A 14,116-nucleotide genomic window follows, 5' to 3' on the forward strand; every position below is an offset into this window, starting at 1 on the left:
TAGGGGGAGGAAGTTCTCTCTTGGGAAGACCTGAGGCATGATTTTTGATTGTTTCTGCTCCCCTTGGGCAAGCGATAGAAACTCCTGGAGCCGATCAATTGAGACTTTCGCACGGCTTGGCAACCAAATGTGGCCAAGCGCTGACAGAAAAACGAACAGTCGTTTAAAACAGTCGTAGCAAGGGTGATTAGCCGAGCTTATGGAAGGGGCTACGGATGGTGATCTCCGTTTCGGCTGAATTTGCTTGACGGAAGTTGCCTGCGCAGAGCATTCTCCTTCCCGAACATTCAATCTCCTACTACAGGTAAGCAATGGCTAGCGAAACCATGGGCATCGCCCTAGGCATGATCGAAACCCGCGGCCTCGTGCCAGCAATTGAAGCTGCTGACGCCATGACAAAGGCAGCTGAAGTGCGCCTGATTGGTCGTGAGTTTGTCGGTGGTGGATATGTCACCGTGCTCGTGCGTGGCGAAACAGGTGCTGTGAACGCCGCCGTTCGTGCTGGCGCTGATGCTTGTGAGCGTGTTGGTGACGGCCTTGTGGCAGCGCACATCATTGCTCGCCCTCATCGTGAAGTTGAGCCTGCGCTAGGCAACGGCAATTTCTTAGGTCAGAAGGACTGAGGCCTTCTGCGATGGCTCTAAGAGCCGCGCTATCTCAACCTTCTATACCGACTTAAAAGGAGCTATTCCATGAGCAAGAAGTATGACGCAGGGGTTAAGGAGTACAGAGACACCTACTGGACTCCCGATTATGTACCCCTAGACACTGACCTGCTGGCCTGCTTCAAGGTCACTGGCCAGGAAGGAGTACCCAGAGAGGAAGTTGCTGCGGCTGTAGCTGCTGAATCTTCAACAGGTACTTGGTCCACAGTTTGGTCAGAGCTATTAACTGACCTTGAGTTTTACAAGGGCCGTTGCTATCGCATCGAGGATGTCCCTGGAGACAAGGAATCCTTTTACGCTTTTATTGCTTACCCTCTAGACCTTTTTGAAGAAGGTTCAATCACTAACGTTCTGACCTCTTTGGTCGGTAATGTTTTTGGCTTCAAAGCATTACGCCATCTGCGTTTAGAAGATATCCGCTTCCCGATGGCCTTCATCAAGACATGCGGTGGTCCTCCTAATGGCATTGTCGTAGAACGCGATCGTTTGAATAAGTACGGTCGCCCCTTGCTTGGTTGCACCATTAAGCCAAAGCTTGGCCTTTCTGGTAAAAACTATGGACGGGTTGTTTATGAGTGTCTGCGTGGTGGTCTTGACTTAACCAAAGACGACGAAAACATCAACTCTCAGCCTTTCCAGCGTTGGCGCGAGCGTTTTGAATTTGTTGCTGAGGCTGTCAAGCTTGCACAACAAGAAACTGGAGAAGTCAAAGGTCATTATCTCAATTGCACTGCGACAACTCCTGAAGAGATGTATGAGCGTGCTGAGTTCGCCAAAGAACTCGACATGCCAATCATCATGCATGACTACATCACTGGTGGATTTACCGCCAACACAGGTTTGGCGAATTGGTGCCGTAAAAACGGCATGCTGTTGCATATCCACCGCGCCATGCATGCGGTGATTGACCGTCATCCCAAGCACGGAATTCACTTCCGTGTGCTTGCTAAGTGCCTGCGCCTTTCCGGTGGTGACCAACTCCATACAGGAACTGTGGTTGGCAAGCTAGAAGGTGATCGTCAGACCACCCTCGGCTTCATCGACAATCTGCGTGAGTCTTTTGTTCCAGAAGACCGCAATCGCGGTAACTTCTTTGACCAAGACTGGGGTTCCATGCCTGGAGTCTTTGCTGTTGCCTCTGGTGGTATCCACGTTTGGCACATGCCAGCATTGTTGGCAATTTTTGGAGACGACTCCTGTCTACAGTTTGGTGGTGGTACTCATGGTCATCCATGGGGGTCTGCTGCAGGTGCTGCTGCTAACCGAGTCGCACTTGAAGCCTGTGTGAAAGCACGCAATGCCGGTCGTGAGATCGAGAAGGAAAGTCGCGACATCCTTATGGAAGCGGCGAAGCATAGCCCTGAGCTGGCCATCGCACTTGAGACTTGGAAAGAAATCAAGTTCGAGTTCGATACTGTCGACAAGCTCGACGTTCAGTAGATCGGCTTAATCGAGGAGACACCTGTCTCCTCAAAACTTGTTCTCAGATTTAGTTAGGCCAACACTTAATTGTATTGGCCCCCCAATATCCACATTCCAAGGTTCACCATGCCTTTCCAGAGCACAGTTGGTGACTATCAAACAGTCGCCACCCTGGAAACCTTCGGCTTTTTACCGCCGATGACCCAGGACGAAATTTACGATCAAATTGCCTACATCATTGCTCAGGGATGGAGCCCTGTTATTGAGCACGTTCATCCAAGCGGTTCCATGCAGACCTATTGGTCCTATTGGAAGTTACCTTTCTTTGGCGAGAAGGATCTGAATGCGGTCGTTAGTGAGCTTGAGGCTTGTCATCGTGCATACCCAGACCACCATGTGCGCATGGTCGGTTACGACGCTTACACCCAAAGCCAAGGAACTGCATTCGTAGTATTTGAAGGCCGTTGATTTAGTTTCAGCATCTATTCCTTAATAGCCTCGAGTTTTTTCGGGGCTATTAATTCTCATCAGAGGCGACGAGCCTCATTCCTCCTTACGACGTTTTTATTGGTTGGACATGGCAAAACAATCCAGTCGAGAGCTAGCGCTTGAACGCCGTAGGGCCCAGAGCAACTCAGGCAAGAAATCCACTTCATTAAATGGATCAAGCCCTAATCGCACCCGCAATGCTTCTGATGCACGTGTAACTAGGACTGATCAATCTTTCCTCAAGACTGGAAAAACATCTCCGCAGATAACCGCTCCTAAGAAAGAGCTATTAGATACGTCTTTTGTTGCTTCAAGAGAATCCTCTGGCGCTTCCCGTCGTCAAGTCAAATCCATAGCTAATCCTAGTCGAGAGTTAGTTTTGGCTCGTCGTGATCAGCTTTCTCGCCGTGGTCAGCCAGCGGCAAAAAGTAAAGATAGAACCCGTGCAGAAGTTGAGAAACTATCTTCAAAGCTTAGCCAGCAAGTTGCTGCAAAGAATGAGGTTAAGGATTTAGCCTCTAATCAAAAAAGTTTTGATGAATCTGCTGCTAATTCTTTGAGGACTTCTGATGCCATCTCAAGATTAAGTCCTAAACACTCATCTTCAAGCCGCCCTACTTCGAAACGCCGCTCAATACAAAATCCAAGTCGAGCATTGGTTCTTGCACGCCGTGAAGCACAATCGAAACACGGAAAAACAGCAGCCAATCAACCGACCTCTGCCGCATCAGTGGCGCGTCAGGGAGACCCTGACTTGTCAAGTAGAGAGATTTCACAGAGAGTGCGTGAATTGCGTAGTAAAAGTGGATCTACCGATAAAAAGCGTTCAGGTGCTTGTCGTCCCTGTGGCCCTAATCGTAATGGTTCCAAGCAGGCTGTTGCGGCAGATGCTCATTGGAAAGTTGGTTTAAGTGAAACAAATACAGGCCAGTTTGTTACTGGAACTCAAGCAAATCGCTCTTCTAAAACCACTGGCAACGAAGCGAGTACTTGTCGTTCAATTACAGGTACTCAATATTTAGGTTCAGAGGTGTTTGATGCTTTTTGTCAGTCATCTCCGCAACCAGGTCAGCCTTTAAAAGTTGCAGTTACAAACACTAGCCATGGAAATCGGGTGACCGGTAATGAAGTTGGTCGCTCCGAAAAAGTGACTGGTGATGAACCTGGGACTTGTAAGAATTTGACCGGCACTGAATATATTTCAGCTAATCAGGCCAATCAATATTGTGGAGTTAGCCAACCTTCCCCAAGAAAAGTTGGCCAGAGCATTACAGAAGATGGTCGCAAGGTTAGCGGTGTGATGGTGGGACGTTCCGAGAGGGTTACTGGAGACGAAGCTGGTTCCAATCGGCAACTGACTGGTGATCAGTATCTTGGAGCTGACCCACTCCCTGAAGGAAGACCTGCTGAAAAAGTTGGTTCATTTCATACTCTGCGTGGAGCAGGTGTAACTGGTACCAATGTTGCTCGCTCTGAGTACGTTACAGGCAATGAACCAGGTAGTTGTAAAAGAGTGACCGGTGATGAATATGTTGGTACTCAGCAATACAAAACATTTTGCGGTGGCAAGCCAAATCCTGAGGCCGCAAAGGTCGGTTTAAGCCTCACAAATAAATCTCAAACTGTTAGTGGAACTCTTACAGGTCGCTCGGAACTTGTAACAGGAGATGAGCCTGGAACTTGTAAAGCGGTAACTGGAACTCCCTATAGCGGTGTTGAACAGGCTTCAGGTTGGTGTGATACAAATTCTGTAAGAGAAATTCAGGATCGAACTCCAAAATTGTTGGGTACACCTGGCGCTGTGATGACAGGTCTTCAGCCTGGAGTAGGTGGAGTGATGACAGGAGCAGAGAAAGGTGCTTGTGAACCTTTAACTGGCACCCCATATGTAGGTGGAGATCAACTTGTTCAAGCATGTGGAAGTGATGCTCCCGCTGGTAGTAATGATCACCAGGGTTCATCAGAATCATCTCCTTGGACTCACTTTAGTGTTCAGTCTCCTGCGAGAGCGATGCAGCTACAGCGAGATCCTCGCTCTGGTGTGACGGGAACAAGTTATGAGCAGGGCTCTCAGATTACGGGTCCTTTTAATATGGCGGTTGATAAAATTACTGGCACTGAGCAGTTCCGTTTTGACCGCAAACAACGTCATTTCAAGTCAGTTCCTGTTGAAGCAACCCCCAATGATGTAAGTCAAACACGCCCAGAATCACGAGTTACAGGAGAAGGCCAATCTGCCGGCCTCAATATCACTGGTGATGATTGGGATCGCAGTGAAAGGGTGACTGGTACCGAAGGAGCTTCTGCCCGTCGCCGTAATCCAACTCGGCCTGGCCCGATGTCTGCGATGCCTGCCGCTGATTTAAAGCGTAATGAGGAACTTTCTCAACCAATGAGTCGAGTAACAGGGTCAAGTGGTAACACTGATCAAGGCTCCTTGATCACAGTCTCTGGCGGCGCAAGGGGTTGATTGATTGATGGCCTATCGCAATCGCAATTTGGCCTCTCAAACGCAAAGACCCTTGGCGCCGACTGCTCCAAGGAGGAGGCCTGTGGTAACACCTCAGATCTCTGATCGCTCAAGGCTAAGAGGGTTTGCCAATGTTGGTTCAGGACCTTGCCACCCTCTCACAGACAGAGCTGCAAATCAGCATCTGCAGACTTATGAAGCCAATGTCAAAGGCTCTTTTGAGCTGATTGTTCCTTTGCTTAAAAGGATCTCAGCACTTCAGCATGATCAGGATTTTGTCTCAAAGTCTCAAAGTCTTTCTCGCTCTGAACTTGGTTTTGATTTGCCTAGCCACCTTTTGGAACAGGCTTGGGTACGAGCATTAGATATGAGGGCCTTATTTGCTTGGTGTGTGTTTCAGTCTCATCAGCAGGTGAGTGACCGCTTTTTTCAAGAAGACCCTCTGCAAGGAGGAGAAGGCAGCATTCAAGCAAAGCATTTCCAATCATTCCTTGTTGATTGTGGTTTTCATCTCCTTGATGTATCCCCCTGCGCTGATGGACGCTTGGCACATACGATTGCTTATGCCTTACGGATTCCATTTAGTTCAGTAAGACGTCGCTCTCATGCAGGCGCTCTATTTGATGTTGAGAAAACTGTCAACCGTTGGATTAAGACAGAACATAGACGTTATCGAGAAGGTGTTCCAAATTCAGCCGACTCTCCAACGCGTTATCTCAAGGTTGTCACCTATCATTTTAGTTCCCTTGATCCATCTCATCAAGGATGTGCGGCTCATGGGAGTGATGATGCCTTGGCAGCTTCTGCTGGTCAACAGCGCCTGCTTGATTTTCGTGAATCCGTCGAAAATAGTTTCTGTTGTGGAGCATCAGTAGACCTTCTTTTGATCGGGCTTGATACCGATACTGATGCCATTCGCGTTCATGTTCCTGCGGCAGATGGTTCAATTGTTTTAGACGAGTGGCTTTCAGCGGAAGATCTTTATAAGGAGACGCTTTCTCTAACTTCAGATGAGGCGATGCAACATATTGCTGAACGTGTTCAAGCCAGTGCGCCTAAGAAACCCGACGAGGGGATGGTGGCATTCATTGTGAAATTGATTGCAAACAACTTTTCTCAGATTGACTACGTGAAGCAATCACATGCTGGACCCTACCCAGATGCTGGGCATGCAGAGCGTTTTATTGGAGTTGGAATAGGTTTTAAGGAAGTGCATCTTCGCAACCTAACTTATTTCGCCCATTTGGATACTGTCGAAGTAGGTGCCCCAGATTTAGATGTAGGAGTGAAAATTTTTAAAGGGTTGAATGTTTCTCGAGATCTACCAATTCCTGTTGTTGTTCGTTTTGATTATTCTGGCCAAGTCCCAGGGGCAAGGGATCGGGCTGTCACTGATTGCTATCGCGTAAATCAAGCTATTGCTGAGCGTTATTCAGATCTTTTCGATCAGGGTCTTCTTCATACATTCTTGACCATTCGTGATCGTGATAAAAAAGACACTTCAGAGGTAGTCGGTTCCTCCTTGGAGCCTGTTCATCAGGAGGCACACTGACATGTTGATCTGCAAGGTTCTTAAGCCGCTTGTTTCCACCAATCGAATCCCTGGATTCGAACACAAACACCTTCAAGTTGTTCTTGATGGAAGTTCCAAGAAGGTTGCAGTCGATGCTGTGGGTTGTAAGCCAGATGACTGGGTAATTTGTGTTGGCAGCTCAGCAGCGAGAGAGGCTGCAGGAAGTAAATCCTATCCTAGTGATCTTACGATTGTAGGCATTATTGACCATTGGGATCCAGGCGCCCCGAAGCCAGTTTCAGGGGGCTCAGCTTGATGGAAATCATGCAGGTGATGGGCCGTTTGGTTTGTACGCAAAGGGTTGACGGTCTTGGTCATATGCATCTGCGTATCCTGCGTAATAACGCTGGTAAGCAGTTGGTGGCTGTTGATCCTGTTGGTGCTCGAGAGGGCAATTGGGTGTTCACCTCCAGTGGATCAGCTGCACGTTTTGCATGTCCAGATCCCAACACTCAAACAGATCTGACAATTGGAGGAATTATTGATTACTGGCTGCCTGATGGATAGCTAATAAATGATTCGGATTCGATCCATTTATTCTCTTCTTCTTAAACCTTTTATCCATGCCAAAACCTTCTTCCTCTAGTTCTTCAGACAGCCCCTCGTTGACGACAGCGAAACCTGCTGGCTCTGAAGTTGCCAAAAAAGTTCTTCCTGCCAAGGCAACACAAACTGTTGATGTTTCTGCTTCAACATCGTCCTCATCAAGTTCAAAGTCGACTACGAGCAGAAGCGCTGCCACAGGGCGTACATCCGCCAGCCGAGCAACGGCTGCGACGCCTGCATCAAGGGGCGGTAAGAGTGCTGCGGGTTCCAGTGGCAGTGGTTCTGCGTCTGGTGGTGCTATCAAGCCACCCGCCTCTTCCTACGTGCCTTCTTTTGTTCAGGGGATTGCACTCGGAATGATTGAAACACGTGGCATGGTTCCTGCCATTGAAGCGGCTGATGCAATGACAAAAGCTGCTGAGGTTAATCTCATCTCTAGGGAATATGTTGGTGGTGGTTATGTCACTGTGATGGTGCGTGGCGAAACAGGAGCTGTGAATGCAGCCGTTCGTGCTGGTGCAGATGCCTGTGAACGGGTTGGTGATGGCCTTGTTGCAGCCCATATTATTGCTCGTCCTCATCAGGAAGTTGAGCCAGCATTAAGACCCACTCATGCAAAGCGTCGCAGCTAAGTTGGGTACACCCTAATTTTTAGCTTTCTAATTTGCGGGTTTCTTCTGTGGCGAAGTTATTCGGAAATCTGGTTTGATCAACTTTGATGACAAGCATTAAGGTTATTCTTTAACTTCGAACAATCCATCTCCCCACTGTTGTGATGAATCAATGGCAGAAGCGCTCTCGTCCAATACGACTCGAACGGCGATTTGAATTCGAAACCTATGCAGAAACCAGGGATTTTTTAGACCGTCTTGGCGAGCACACTGAAGCCGCAAAGCGCTTCCCTGATATAAGTTTTGGACGTACCTATGTCAATATCACTTTGCGGCCGGAGGATGAAGAAGAAGAGGTTGAGTTAAATGATGATGATTATAAATTTGCAGCTGAGATAGATGGACTCCTCAATTGATCTCTCTTTGGCTTATGCCGATTCCGGAGTTGGAGAGGTACTAGACCAGTTGGATTGTGAGCTGATTGGCTTGAAGCCGGTGAAGACGAGGATTCGAGAAATTGCCGCTTTGTTGTTAGTTGATCGGGCCAGGAAAGATCTCGATCTTGCTAGCACGATGCCAAGCCTTCATATGTCTTTTACTGGGCGACCTGGCACTGGAAAGACGACTGTTGCAATCAGAATTTCTCAGATTCTTCATCGCCTTGGATACCTGCGCAAAGGACATGTTGTAACTGTCACCCGTGACGACTTAGTTGGTCAGTACGTTGGCCACACGGCACCAAAAACTAGGGAGATGATTAAACGTGCACAGGGAGGTGTGTTGTTTATAGATGAGGCATATTACCTTTATAAACCAGGTAATGAAAGAGATTATGGAGCAGAAGCAATCGAAATATTGCTACAGGATATGGAGAGCCGGCGAGGTGATTTTGTTGTTATTTTTGCTGGTTATAAAGATAAGATGGATGCTTTCTATCAATCTAATCCGGGCCTTTCTTCGAGGGTTGCACACCATATTGATTTCCCGGATTACAGCAATCAGGAGTTGTTGGCTATCGCTCAGTTATTCCTGGTCCAGCAGAACTATTACTTTGGCGATCAAGCTGAGGGCATTTTCGAGGATTACATCGAACGTCGCCGTCAGCTTCCTTTCTTTGCTAATGCTCGCTCAATTCGCAATGCTCTGGACCGTACCCGTTTGAGGCAGGCGAACCGATTGTTTGCACGCATGGGAGAACCGCTCAGTCGTGATGAACTGATGACGATCGAACCTGCTGATATCTTGGCGAGTCGTGTATTCCAAGGGGAGGTGGAAGGTCGGCATCCGACTCAACCCCTGATGGAATCGTCTGAATGAGGATTGAAGATGGATTTTTGGATGAAAACCTTTCTCTACTTTGGTTGTTCCAGATCCCGTTTGATCAGCACAAGCAAATAAGACGGTGCCTTGTAACGGCTGGGGAGGCAACGATTGAGGGTCTCAAGATGGCTCCAACAAACTGTGCGCTCTATCTCTTGGGTGCTACGACCTTCCTGCAGCAGTCGCCTTAGGGCCTTGCAGTAAAGGGGATAACCCGCCTCGAGTTCGCCAATGGTCAACTTGGCTTCGGCCATGGTTTCTCGCAGTACGCCTCTAAACCTATGCAATCTTTAGACTACTCAGCGGACTGTCCGTCTTGGCGGATTCGGCTTTTGCTTTCTGGTTCGGCCAATCGTTTTTGATCCTTTCAACGTTAGGGAAAGTCACAGGAGTTAGCAGTAACCCCTCTTCAGCCGTAAATCAAAATGATTAGGGATGATCGGATCTCAGAACTCCTGCTAGCTCAGGGACAAGATTTTTTTCTTGAGTCGCTTCACGCTTGATCAAAGCGCTTCGCGTTTCCACTGGTTGTTTTCAGCCGAGCCAAGCAACGCAATCGATTTCCACTCGCCCACCTTTTGGAAGGGCGGCTACTTGAACACATGCTCTTGCTGGGCTGATGCCATCCCCGAAGATCTCGCCATAGAGAGCATTAACCCTTTGAAAGTCCGCCAGATCCGTGAGGTAAACCGTGGTACGAATCACTTGCCTTGGCTCAGCACCGGCTGCTGTGAGCACAGCCATCAGATTGCTAAGGACTTGGCGGGTTTCAGCTTCCACATCACCTTGCCCAACCATCACCCCGTTGGTTGGATCAAGGGCAATTTGACCAGAGCAGTACAGCCATCCTCCTGCTAGTACAGCCTGGTTATAGGGCCCGACTGGTGCTGGAGCTGATGCTGTGGTGATTGCTTGCACAGAAGGGGCGTTCATGGTCTGCTCTGAGCATGAATGTTGCATCATCGCTGTCAGCTTTTGTTTCTGTTGAAAATCCTCTGGGTGTGAGGCCGCTTCGTTCATGTTCCAGCGGCCTTGATCTCAATGGATTGCAATCTCACTGGCTGTTGGTCCTGTTCCATTGCAACAGGACTGCCTTGTTGCTGAGCAGTTTTGCCAGGGCAGGCCATTTGGATCTTGCTGAGTCAGGTGTTTGTGCTTAGTTTCGCCATTGATCCTTGTGCTGGCGAAGTTCTGCTAGCTCTTTGCTGTTCTGAGCACGCACGAAGAGGTTGGTACGTTGTTCTTCTGAAATGCTGCTAGGCAGGCTTAGGGCACCCCTCTGGCGGCGACTTGAAACGTCTGCCAGTCGTTCGCTGATAGCAACATCTTCTGGATGCAGGGTGGAGGCCCAGCGCAGATTTGCTTCGGTGTATTCGTGAGCGCAATACACACGGGTCTTCGCTGGCAGGCAACAGAGACGTTGAAGAGCCTTGAACATGTCTTCGGCAGTTCCTTCAAACAGTCGGCCACAGCCAGCTCCGAAAAGGGTGTCACCACAGAACACTGCTGGATCTTCAAGATCTTCCTTGTTTGTGGGCAGGTAATAAGCAATGTGTGCTCTGGTATGACCCGCAACAGCGAGCACTTCAACACTGTTGTTGAGAAGAGAAACCTTGTCCCTATCGCGAACGGAGATCGTCTGGAAGGGAATGCGATCACGGTCTTCAGCGGCTGCTACCACGGCTGCGTTAGGCCAGTCCCTAAGCAGCTCAAGGGTGCCACCAATGTGATCAGCATGGTGATGGGTCTGAAGTACTGCTGCGAGTGAGAGCTTTCGAGTTTGCAGCCATGTCTTTACTGGTTCTGCGATTGCTGGATCCACAACGACAGCCTGGTTGCCTTTAATCCAGATCCAGATGATGTTGTCTTGAAGAACAGGAAGGGCATGGATCGATGAACGTTGTTTATCGCTAGTCGCAGCTGTTGAGGTTGCCTCCATCGTTAAAGTCCAGGTCGACGCATCGCTCCATGATCACTGTCGCGCTTGCAAAAGGAGCTTTGCTGAATGATTCGGTTGCTCGTTTTCAATCTGCTGGGTTGGATTTTTCAGCTGTACTTGATCCAGGTAATCGTCAGTTAATGGTGCCTTCCCATTGTGGCCGGGCTCGGGCACTGTTGGTGCGCAACGGGGATGTGCCCGTTTATGTTGCCTATGGTCAGGCCCAGTTGGGAGTTGTTGGTTACGACGTGCTGCGGGAGCATCAGATGCCCGTTGCTCAGTTGGTTGATCTTGGCTTCGGGGGCTGCCGTATGGCTGTGGCAGTGAAGGCCAGGAGTGGCTATCAGCACGCAGCTGATCTGCCTCCCCATTGTCGAGTTGCTAGCAAGTTTACCCATTGTGCTCGAGAATTTTTCGATGCTCTCGATCTGCCTGTAGAGCTTGTTCACCTGACTGGTTCGGTGGAACTTGGCCCTTTAACAGGCATTGCTGAAGCGATTGTCGATCTGGTCGCGACAGGCCGTACCCTTCGCGACAATGGCTTAGTGGCCATTGAGGAGCTATTTCAGTCTTCGGCTCGCTTGATCGGCCATCCATTGGCCTTGAGGTTGGACCGTGGAGATCTTCAGTTGATTGTGGAGGCTATGCGCATTCAGGAATCATTACCTAAAAATCCAGCTTGATGTCTGTTACTGATTTTCAGCGGGTTCGGCGTCTGGGGCGTTATCTCCGTGAGGACCGCCGGCGTCTATGGATGGTGCTTGTCCTCTTGGTGCCGGTAGCTCTTGCTGGTGCGATTCAACCCTTCTTGGTTGGCCAGGCAATCAGTGTTTTGAAGCAAGAGTCAACCTTCCCTTGGCTCAGTGATCTGCCAGTGAGCTCAGCAATAAGAGTTTTGGTGGGGATTCTGCTGATTTCTGTGCTTCTGCGCTTGGGTCTGCAGGGCTTTCAGTCTTTCAATATCGAGGCCTTAGGGCAACGGCTAACGGCCCGTATTCGTAACGATCTGTTTGGCCACGCCATGGCCCTTTCGCTGCGCTTTCACGATCGAATGCCTGTGGGCAAGTTGTTGACTCGGCTGACCAGTGATGTGAATGCACTATCGGAGGTTTTTGGCAGTGGGGCAGTAGGAGTTTTGGGGGATCTCGTCAGCCTTGTGGTGATTGCAGTCACCATGATTTTGATTGATTGGCGCCTGGGGGGGGTGCTGCTGGTGACGCAGGTACCAGTCACCTTGGTGATCCTTTGGTTGCAACGCCGATACCGGAAAGCCAATTACCGAGTGAGGGAGGAACTCTCTCAGCTCAATGCCGATTTTCAGGAAAACCTTCAGGGGCTTGAGGTTGTCCAGATGTTTCGTCGAGAAACGGTTAATGGGCAGCTATTTGATCGCACTGGCTCGGCCTACAGGCAAGCCGTGAATGGAACGATCTTTTATGACAGCAGCATTTCAGCTTTTATCGAATGGGTGGCCCTGGCAGCCGTGGCTGTGGTGCTGGCGCTTGGGGGATGGATGGTCACTGCCGAGACCATGGGCCTTGGCACCTTGACAACGTTCATCCTTTATTCCCAGCGTTTGTTTGATCCCTTGCGTCAACTTGCTGATCGCTTCACTCAGATTCAGGGGGGATTGACTGCTGTTGAACGGATTGGCGAGTTGCTAGAGCAGCCACTTGACATTGTTGATGCAAAGCCTGTTAACGACGAACCCAGCGTTGTTAGGCCCTCGGCTTCTGCTGCTTGCGGTGAGGTGGTCTTTGAGGGGGTGAGCTTTGGCTATCGGCCAGACGAGCCGATTCTCCAGGACCTTAGTTTTCGCATTTCTGCTGGGGAACATGTTGCCCTGGTAGGACCAACCGGTTCAGGCAAGACGACCCTGATCCGCTTGCTTTGTCGCCTTTACGAGCCTCAAGTTGGGCGGATCATGCTTGATGGTGTTGACATCAAAACAATCCCTCTTTGGCGGCTACGCAAACAACTGGGGGTTGTGCTTCAGGACACCTTTCTATTTAGCGGCAATGTGGCAGATAACCTCCGATTGGATTCCTCGATTGAGGATGACCGTTTGCGGGCGATCTGTAGAGATCTTGGCCTTGATCCTTTGCTCAATCGGCTACCCAACGGCTTGGAGACTGAGCTCAGGGAGCGTGGCGGCAATTTGTCATCGGGAGAGAGACAGCTCTTAGCGGTTGCAAGGGTGGCCATTCGCAACCCCACTGTGCTGGTGATGGATGAGGCGACCGCTTTCATGGACCCTTCTACGGAAGCGACATTGCAAAGGGATCTAGATCGCTTGCTTGAACGTCGCACCGCGGTTGTTATCGCCCATCGCCTGGCCACTGTGGAAGCAGCCGATCGAATCATGGTGCTTCGGCGGGGCAAGCTGATTGAGCAGGGAACCCACCTTGAGCTTCGTGCCAAGGGAGGCCTTTATTCTCAGTTAGCGGAACTACAGGAAAGGGGACTGGCGAAACTTTGAATTTAGTATTTGCTTTCAGCGATTGGATCTTGATTTCAGCTTCACGCTTAATGGCTATGGGCGCTGGTGAGGCAGGATCAAGACAGTTGAGCACTGCTGTGTGATCAGCTCCTGTTCGCTAACGCCGGAGGTGCTTGAGCAAGCCTATGGGCATGGAGCACGAGAGTGCCCGTCTTCGAATGAGCAGATCAACCTTGTTTTCAGTCAAGACCGTTCATTCGATCTTGTTGAGCTTGAACAATTGCTGGAGGCTGTGGGTTGGAGTCGCCGGCCGATGCGTCGAGTGCGTCTTGCACTTGATCACACGCTCTTGAAAGTGGGTCTTTGGCGCCATGATCCCCTTTTGCCTCGTTTGGTTGGTTTTGCTCGCTGTACAGGTGATGGAGTTCTTGAAGCCACAGTGTGGGATGTAGCGATTCATCCCATTTATCAGGGGGTGGGATTGGGTAAGCATCTAATGGATTACACCCTTGAATCTCTTAAGGAGATGGGTGTTAAACGAGTCACGCTCTTTGCTGATCCAGGTGTTGTCGATTTCTATGAGCGACAGGGTTGGACACTGGAGCCTGATGGCCACAAATGTGCTTTCTGGTATGCCTAAG

16 protein-coding genes are annotated in these 14,116 nt (G+C 49.7%); 13 read left to right on the forward strand and 3 right to left on the reverse strand.

Going from position 1 to position 14,116, the window contains the following annotated elements; all coding sequences use genetic code 11:
* Positions 1-311 precede the first annotated feature (311 nt).
* From SIB79_RS02445 to cbbX, 10 genes are all read left to right on the forward strand, one after another.
* On the forward strand, positions 312-623 hold the full coding sequence (locus tag SIB79_RS02445; protein WP_011130577.1) for a BMC domain-containing protein: 312 nt from the start codon (positions 312-314) through the stop codon (positions 621-623).
* A gap of 69 nt (positions 624-692) precedes the next feature.
* Positions 693-2,105, forward strand: coding sequence for a form I ribulose bisphosphate carboxylase large subunit (locus SIB79_RS02450; RefSeq protein ID WP_011825472.1), 1,413 nt, complete (start codon positions 693-695; stop codon positions 2,103-2,105).
* A 108-nt stretch (positions 2,106-2,213) separates the two neighbouring features.
* Positions 2,214-2,555, forward strand: coding sequence for a ribulose bisphosphate carboxylase small subunit (locus tag SIB79_RS02455; protein WP_011825473.1), 342 nt, complete (start codon positions 2,214-2,216; stop codon positions 2,553-2,555).
* Positions 2,556-2,664: 109 nt separating this feature from the next.
* Positions 2,665-5,046 (forward strand): CsoS2 family carboxysome shell protein, encoded by a 2,382-nt coding sequence (locus SIB79_RS02460; RefSeq protein ID WP_063403750.1) that lies wholly within the window; start codon positions 2,665-2,667, stop codon positions 5,044-5,046.
* 7 nt (positions 5,047-5,053) lie between these two features.
* Complete coding sequence (locus SIB79_RS02465) at positions 5,054-6,598, forward strand: carboxysome shell carbonic anhydrase (protein ID WP_063403751.1); 1,545 nt, start codon at positions 5,054-5,056, stop codon at positions 6,596-6,598.
* A 1-nt stretch (position 6,599) separates the two neighbouring features.
* The gene (locus SIB79_RS02470) at positions 6,600-6,875 is read left to right on the forward strand and encodes a carboxysome peptide A (RefSeq protein ID WP_011130572.1); all 276 of its coding nucleotides are present in this window, start codon (positions 6,600-6,602) and stop codon (positions 6,873-6,875) included.
* Complete coding sequence (locus SIB79_RS02475) at positions 6,875-7,126, forward strand: carboxysome peptide B (RefSeq protein WP_011825478.1); 252 nt, start codon at positions 6,875-6,877, stop codon at positions 7,124-7,126. The genes SIB79_RS02470 and SIB79_RS02475 overlap by 1 nt, the downstream gene beginning before the upstream one ends.
* 56 nt (positions 7,127-7,182) lie before the next feature.
* Positions 7,183-7,797, forward strand: coding sequence for a BMC domain-containing protein (locus tag SIB79_RS02480; protein WP_063403752.1), 615 nt, complete (start codon positions 7,183-7,185; stop codon positions 7,795-7,797).
* A 143-nt stretch (positions 7,798-7,940) separates the two neighbouring features.
* Positions 7,941-8,192, forward strand: a complete 252-nt coding sequence (locus SIB79_RS02485) for a 4a-hydroxytetrahydrobiopterin dehydratase (protein WP_063397380.1) — start codon at positions 7,941-7,943, stop codon at positions 8,190-8,192.
* Positions 8,176-9,093 carry a CbbX protein gene (cbbX, locus tag SIB79_RS02490; RefSeq protein WP_063403753.1) on the forward strand — a complete coding sequence of 306 codons (918 nt, stop codon included), beginning with the start codon at positions 8,176-8,178 and terminating at the stop codon, positions 9,091-9,093. The genes SIB79_RS02485 and cbbX overlap by 17 nt, the downstream gene beginning before the upstream one ends.
* Positions 9,094-9,128: 35 nt before the next feature.
* On the opposite strand, the gene SIB79_RS02495 is transcribed toward cbbX, so the two are convergent.
* The 3 genes from SIB79_RS02495 to gloB form a co-directional block, all read right to left on the reverse strand.
* Positions 9,129-9,350: a DUF3136 domain-containing protein gene (locus SIB79_RS02495; protein WP_063403754.1), complete on the reverse strand. Its 222-nt coding sequence runs from the start codon at positions 9,348-9,350 to the stop codon at positions 9,129-9,131.
* A 280-nt stretch (positions 9,351-9,630) separates the two neighbouring features.
* The gene (locus SIB79_RS02500; RefSeq protein WP_011825483.1) at positions 9,631-10,029 is read right to left on the reverse strand and encodes a Rid family detoxifying hydrolase; all 399 of its coding nucleotides are present in this window, start codon (positions 10,027-10,029) and stop codon (positions 9,631-9,633) included.
* Between the two features lie 223 nt (positions 10,030-10,252).
* A complete protein-coding gene (gloB, locus tag SIB79_RS02505) occupies positions 10,253-11,035 on the reverse strand; it encodes a hydroxyacylglutathione hydrolase (RefSeq protein ID WP_063403755.1) in 783 nt (260 codons plus the stop codon).
* A 29-nt stretch (positions 11,036-11,064) separates the two neighbouring features.
* Between gloB and hisG the strand changes: the two genes are divergently transcribed.
* The 3 genes from hisG to SIB79_RS02520 all read left to right on the forward strand — a co-directional run bounded on the left by hisG (position 11,065) and on the right by SIB79_RS02520 (position 14,115).
* Entirely contained in the window at positions 11,065-11,718 is a 654-nt protein-coding gene (gene hisG, locus SIB79_RS02510; protein ID WP_063403756.1) for an ATP phosphoribosyltransferase, read from the forward strand.
* The gene (locus tag SIB79_RS02515) at positions 11,718-13,514 is read left to right on the forward strand and encodes an ABC transporter ATP-binding protein (RefSeq protein WP_063403757.1); all 1,797 of its coding nucleotides are present in this window, start codon (positions 11,718-11,720) and stop codon (positions 13,512-13,514) included. The genes hisG and SIB79_RS02515 overlap by 1 nt, the downstream gene beginning before the upstream one ends.
* A 100-nt stretch (positions 13,515-13,614) precedes the next feature.
* The gene (locus SIB79_RS02520; RefSeq protein WP_011825487.1) at positions 13,615-14,115 is read left to right on the forward strand and encodes a GNAT family N-acetyltransferase; all 501 of its coding nucleotides are present in this window, start codon (positions 13,615-13,617) and stop codon (positions 14,113-14,115) included.
* The last annotated feature ends 1 nt before the right edge of the window (position 14,116 follow it).

This window comes from Prochlorococcus sp. MIT 1342 (assembly GCF_047304495.1).
GTDB lineage: Bacteria > Cyanobacteriota > Cyanobacteriia > PCC-6307 > Cyanobiaceae > Prochlorococcus > Prochlorococcus marinus_D.

What these genes read in the sequence shown, in the direction of transcription:
- gloB (WP_063403755.1), bottom strand. Translation starts at nt 11,035, where the DNA reads ATGGAGGCAACCTCAACAGCTGCGACTAGCGATAAACAACGTTCATCG.
- SIB79_RS02450 (WP_011825472.1), top strand. Translation starts at nt 693, where the DNA reads ATGAGCAAGAAGTATGACGCAGGGGTTAAGGAGTACAGAGACACCTAC.
- SIB79_RS02470 (WP_011130572.1), top strand. Translation starts at nt 6,600, where the DNA reads ATGTTGATCTGCAAGGTTCTTAAGCCGCTTGTTTCCACCAATCGAATC.
- SIB79_RS02475 (WP_011825478.1), top strand. Translation starts at nt 6,875, where the DNA reads ATGGAAATCATGCAGGTGATGGGCCGTTTGGTTTGTACGCAAAGGGTT.
- SIB79_RS02480 (WP_063403752.1), top strand. Translation starts at nt 7,183, where the DNA reads ATGCCAAAACCTTCTTCCTCTAGTTCTTCAGACAGCCCCTCGTTGACG.
- hisG (WP_063403756.1), top strand. Translation starts at nt 11,065, where the DNA reads ATGATCACTGTCGCGCTTGCAAAAGGAGCTTTGCTGAATGATTCGGTT.
- SIB79_RS02500 (WP_011825483.1), bottom strand. Translation starts at nt 10,029, where the DNA reads ATGAACGCCCCTTCTGTGCAAGCAATCACCACAGCATCAGCTCCAGCA.
- SIB79_RS02495 (WP_063403754.1), bottom strand. Translation starts at nt 9,350, where the DNA reads ATGGCCGAAGCCAAGTTGACCATTGGCGAACTCGAGGCGGGTTATCCC.
- SIB79_RS02460 (WP_063403750.1), top strand. Translation starts at nt 2,665, where the DNA reads ATGGCAAAACAATCCAGTCGAGAGCTAGCGCTTGAACGCCGTAGGGCC.
- SIB79_RS02445 (WP_011130577.1), top strand. Translation starts at nt 312, where the DNA reads ATGGCTAGCGAAACCATGGGCATCGCCCTAGGCATGATCGAAACCCGC.
- SIB79_RS02465 (WP_063403751.1), top strand. Translation starts at nt 5,054, where the DNA reads ATGGCCTATCGCAATCGCAATTTGGCCTCTCAAACGCAAAGACCCTTG.
- SIB79_RS02515 (WP_063403757.1), top strand. Translation starts at nt 11,718, where the DNA reads ATGTCTGTTACTGATTTTCAGCGGGTTCGGCGTCTGGGGCGTTATCTC.
- SIB79_RS02485 (WP_063397380.1), top strand. Translation starts at nt 7,941, where the DNA reads ATGAATCAATGGCAGAAGCGCTCTCGTCCAATACGACTCGAACGGCGA.
- cbbX (WP_063403753.1), top strand. Translation starts at nt 8,176, where the DNA reads ATGGACTCCTCAATTGATCTCTCTTTGGCTTATGCCGATTCCGGAGTT.
- SIB79_RS02455 (WP_011825473.1), top strand. Translation starts at nt 2,214, where the DNA reads ATGCCTTTCCAGAGCACAGTTGGTGACTATCAAACAGTCGCCACCCTG.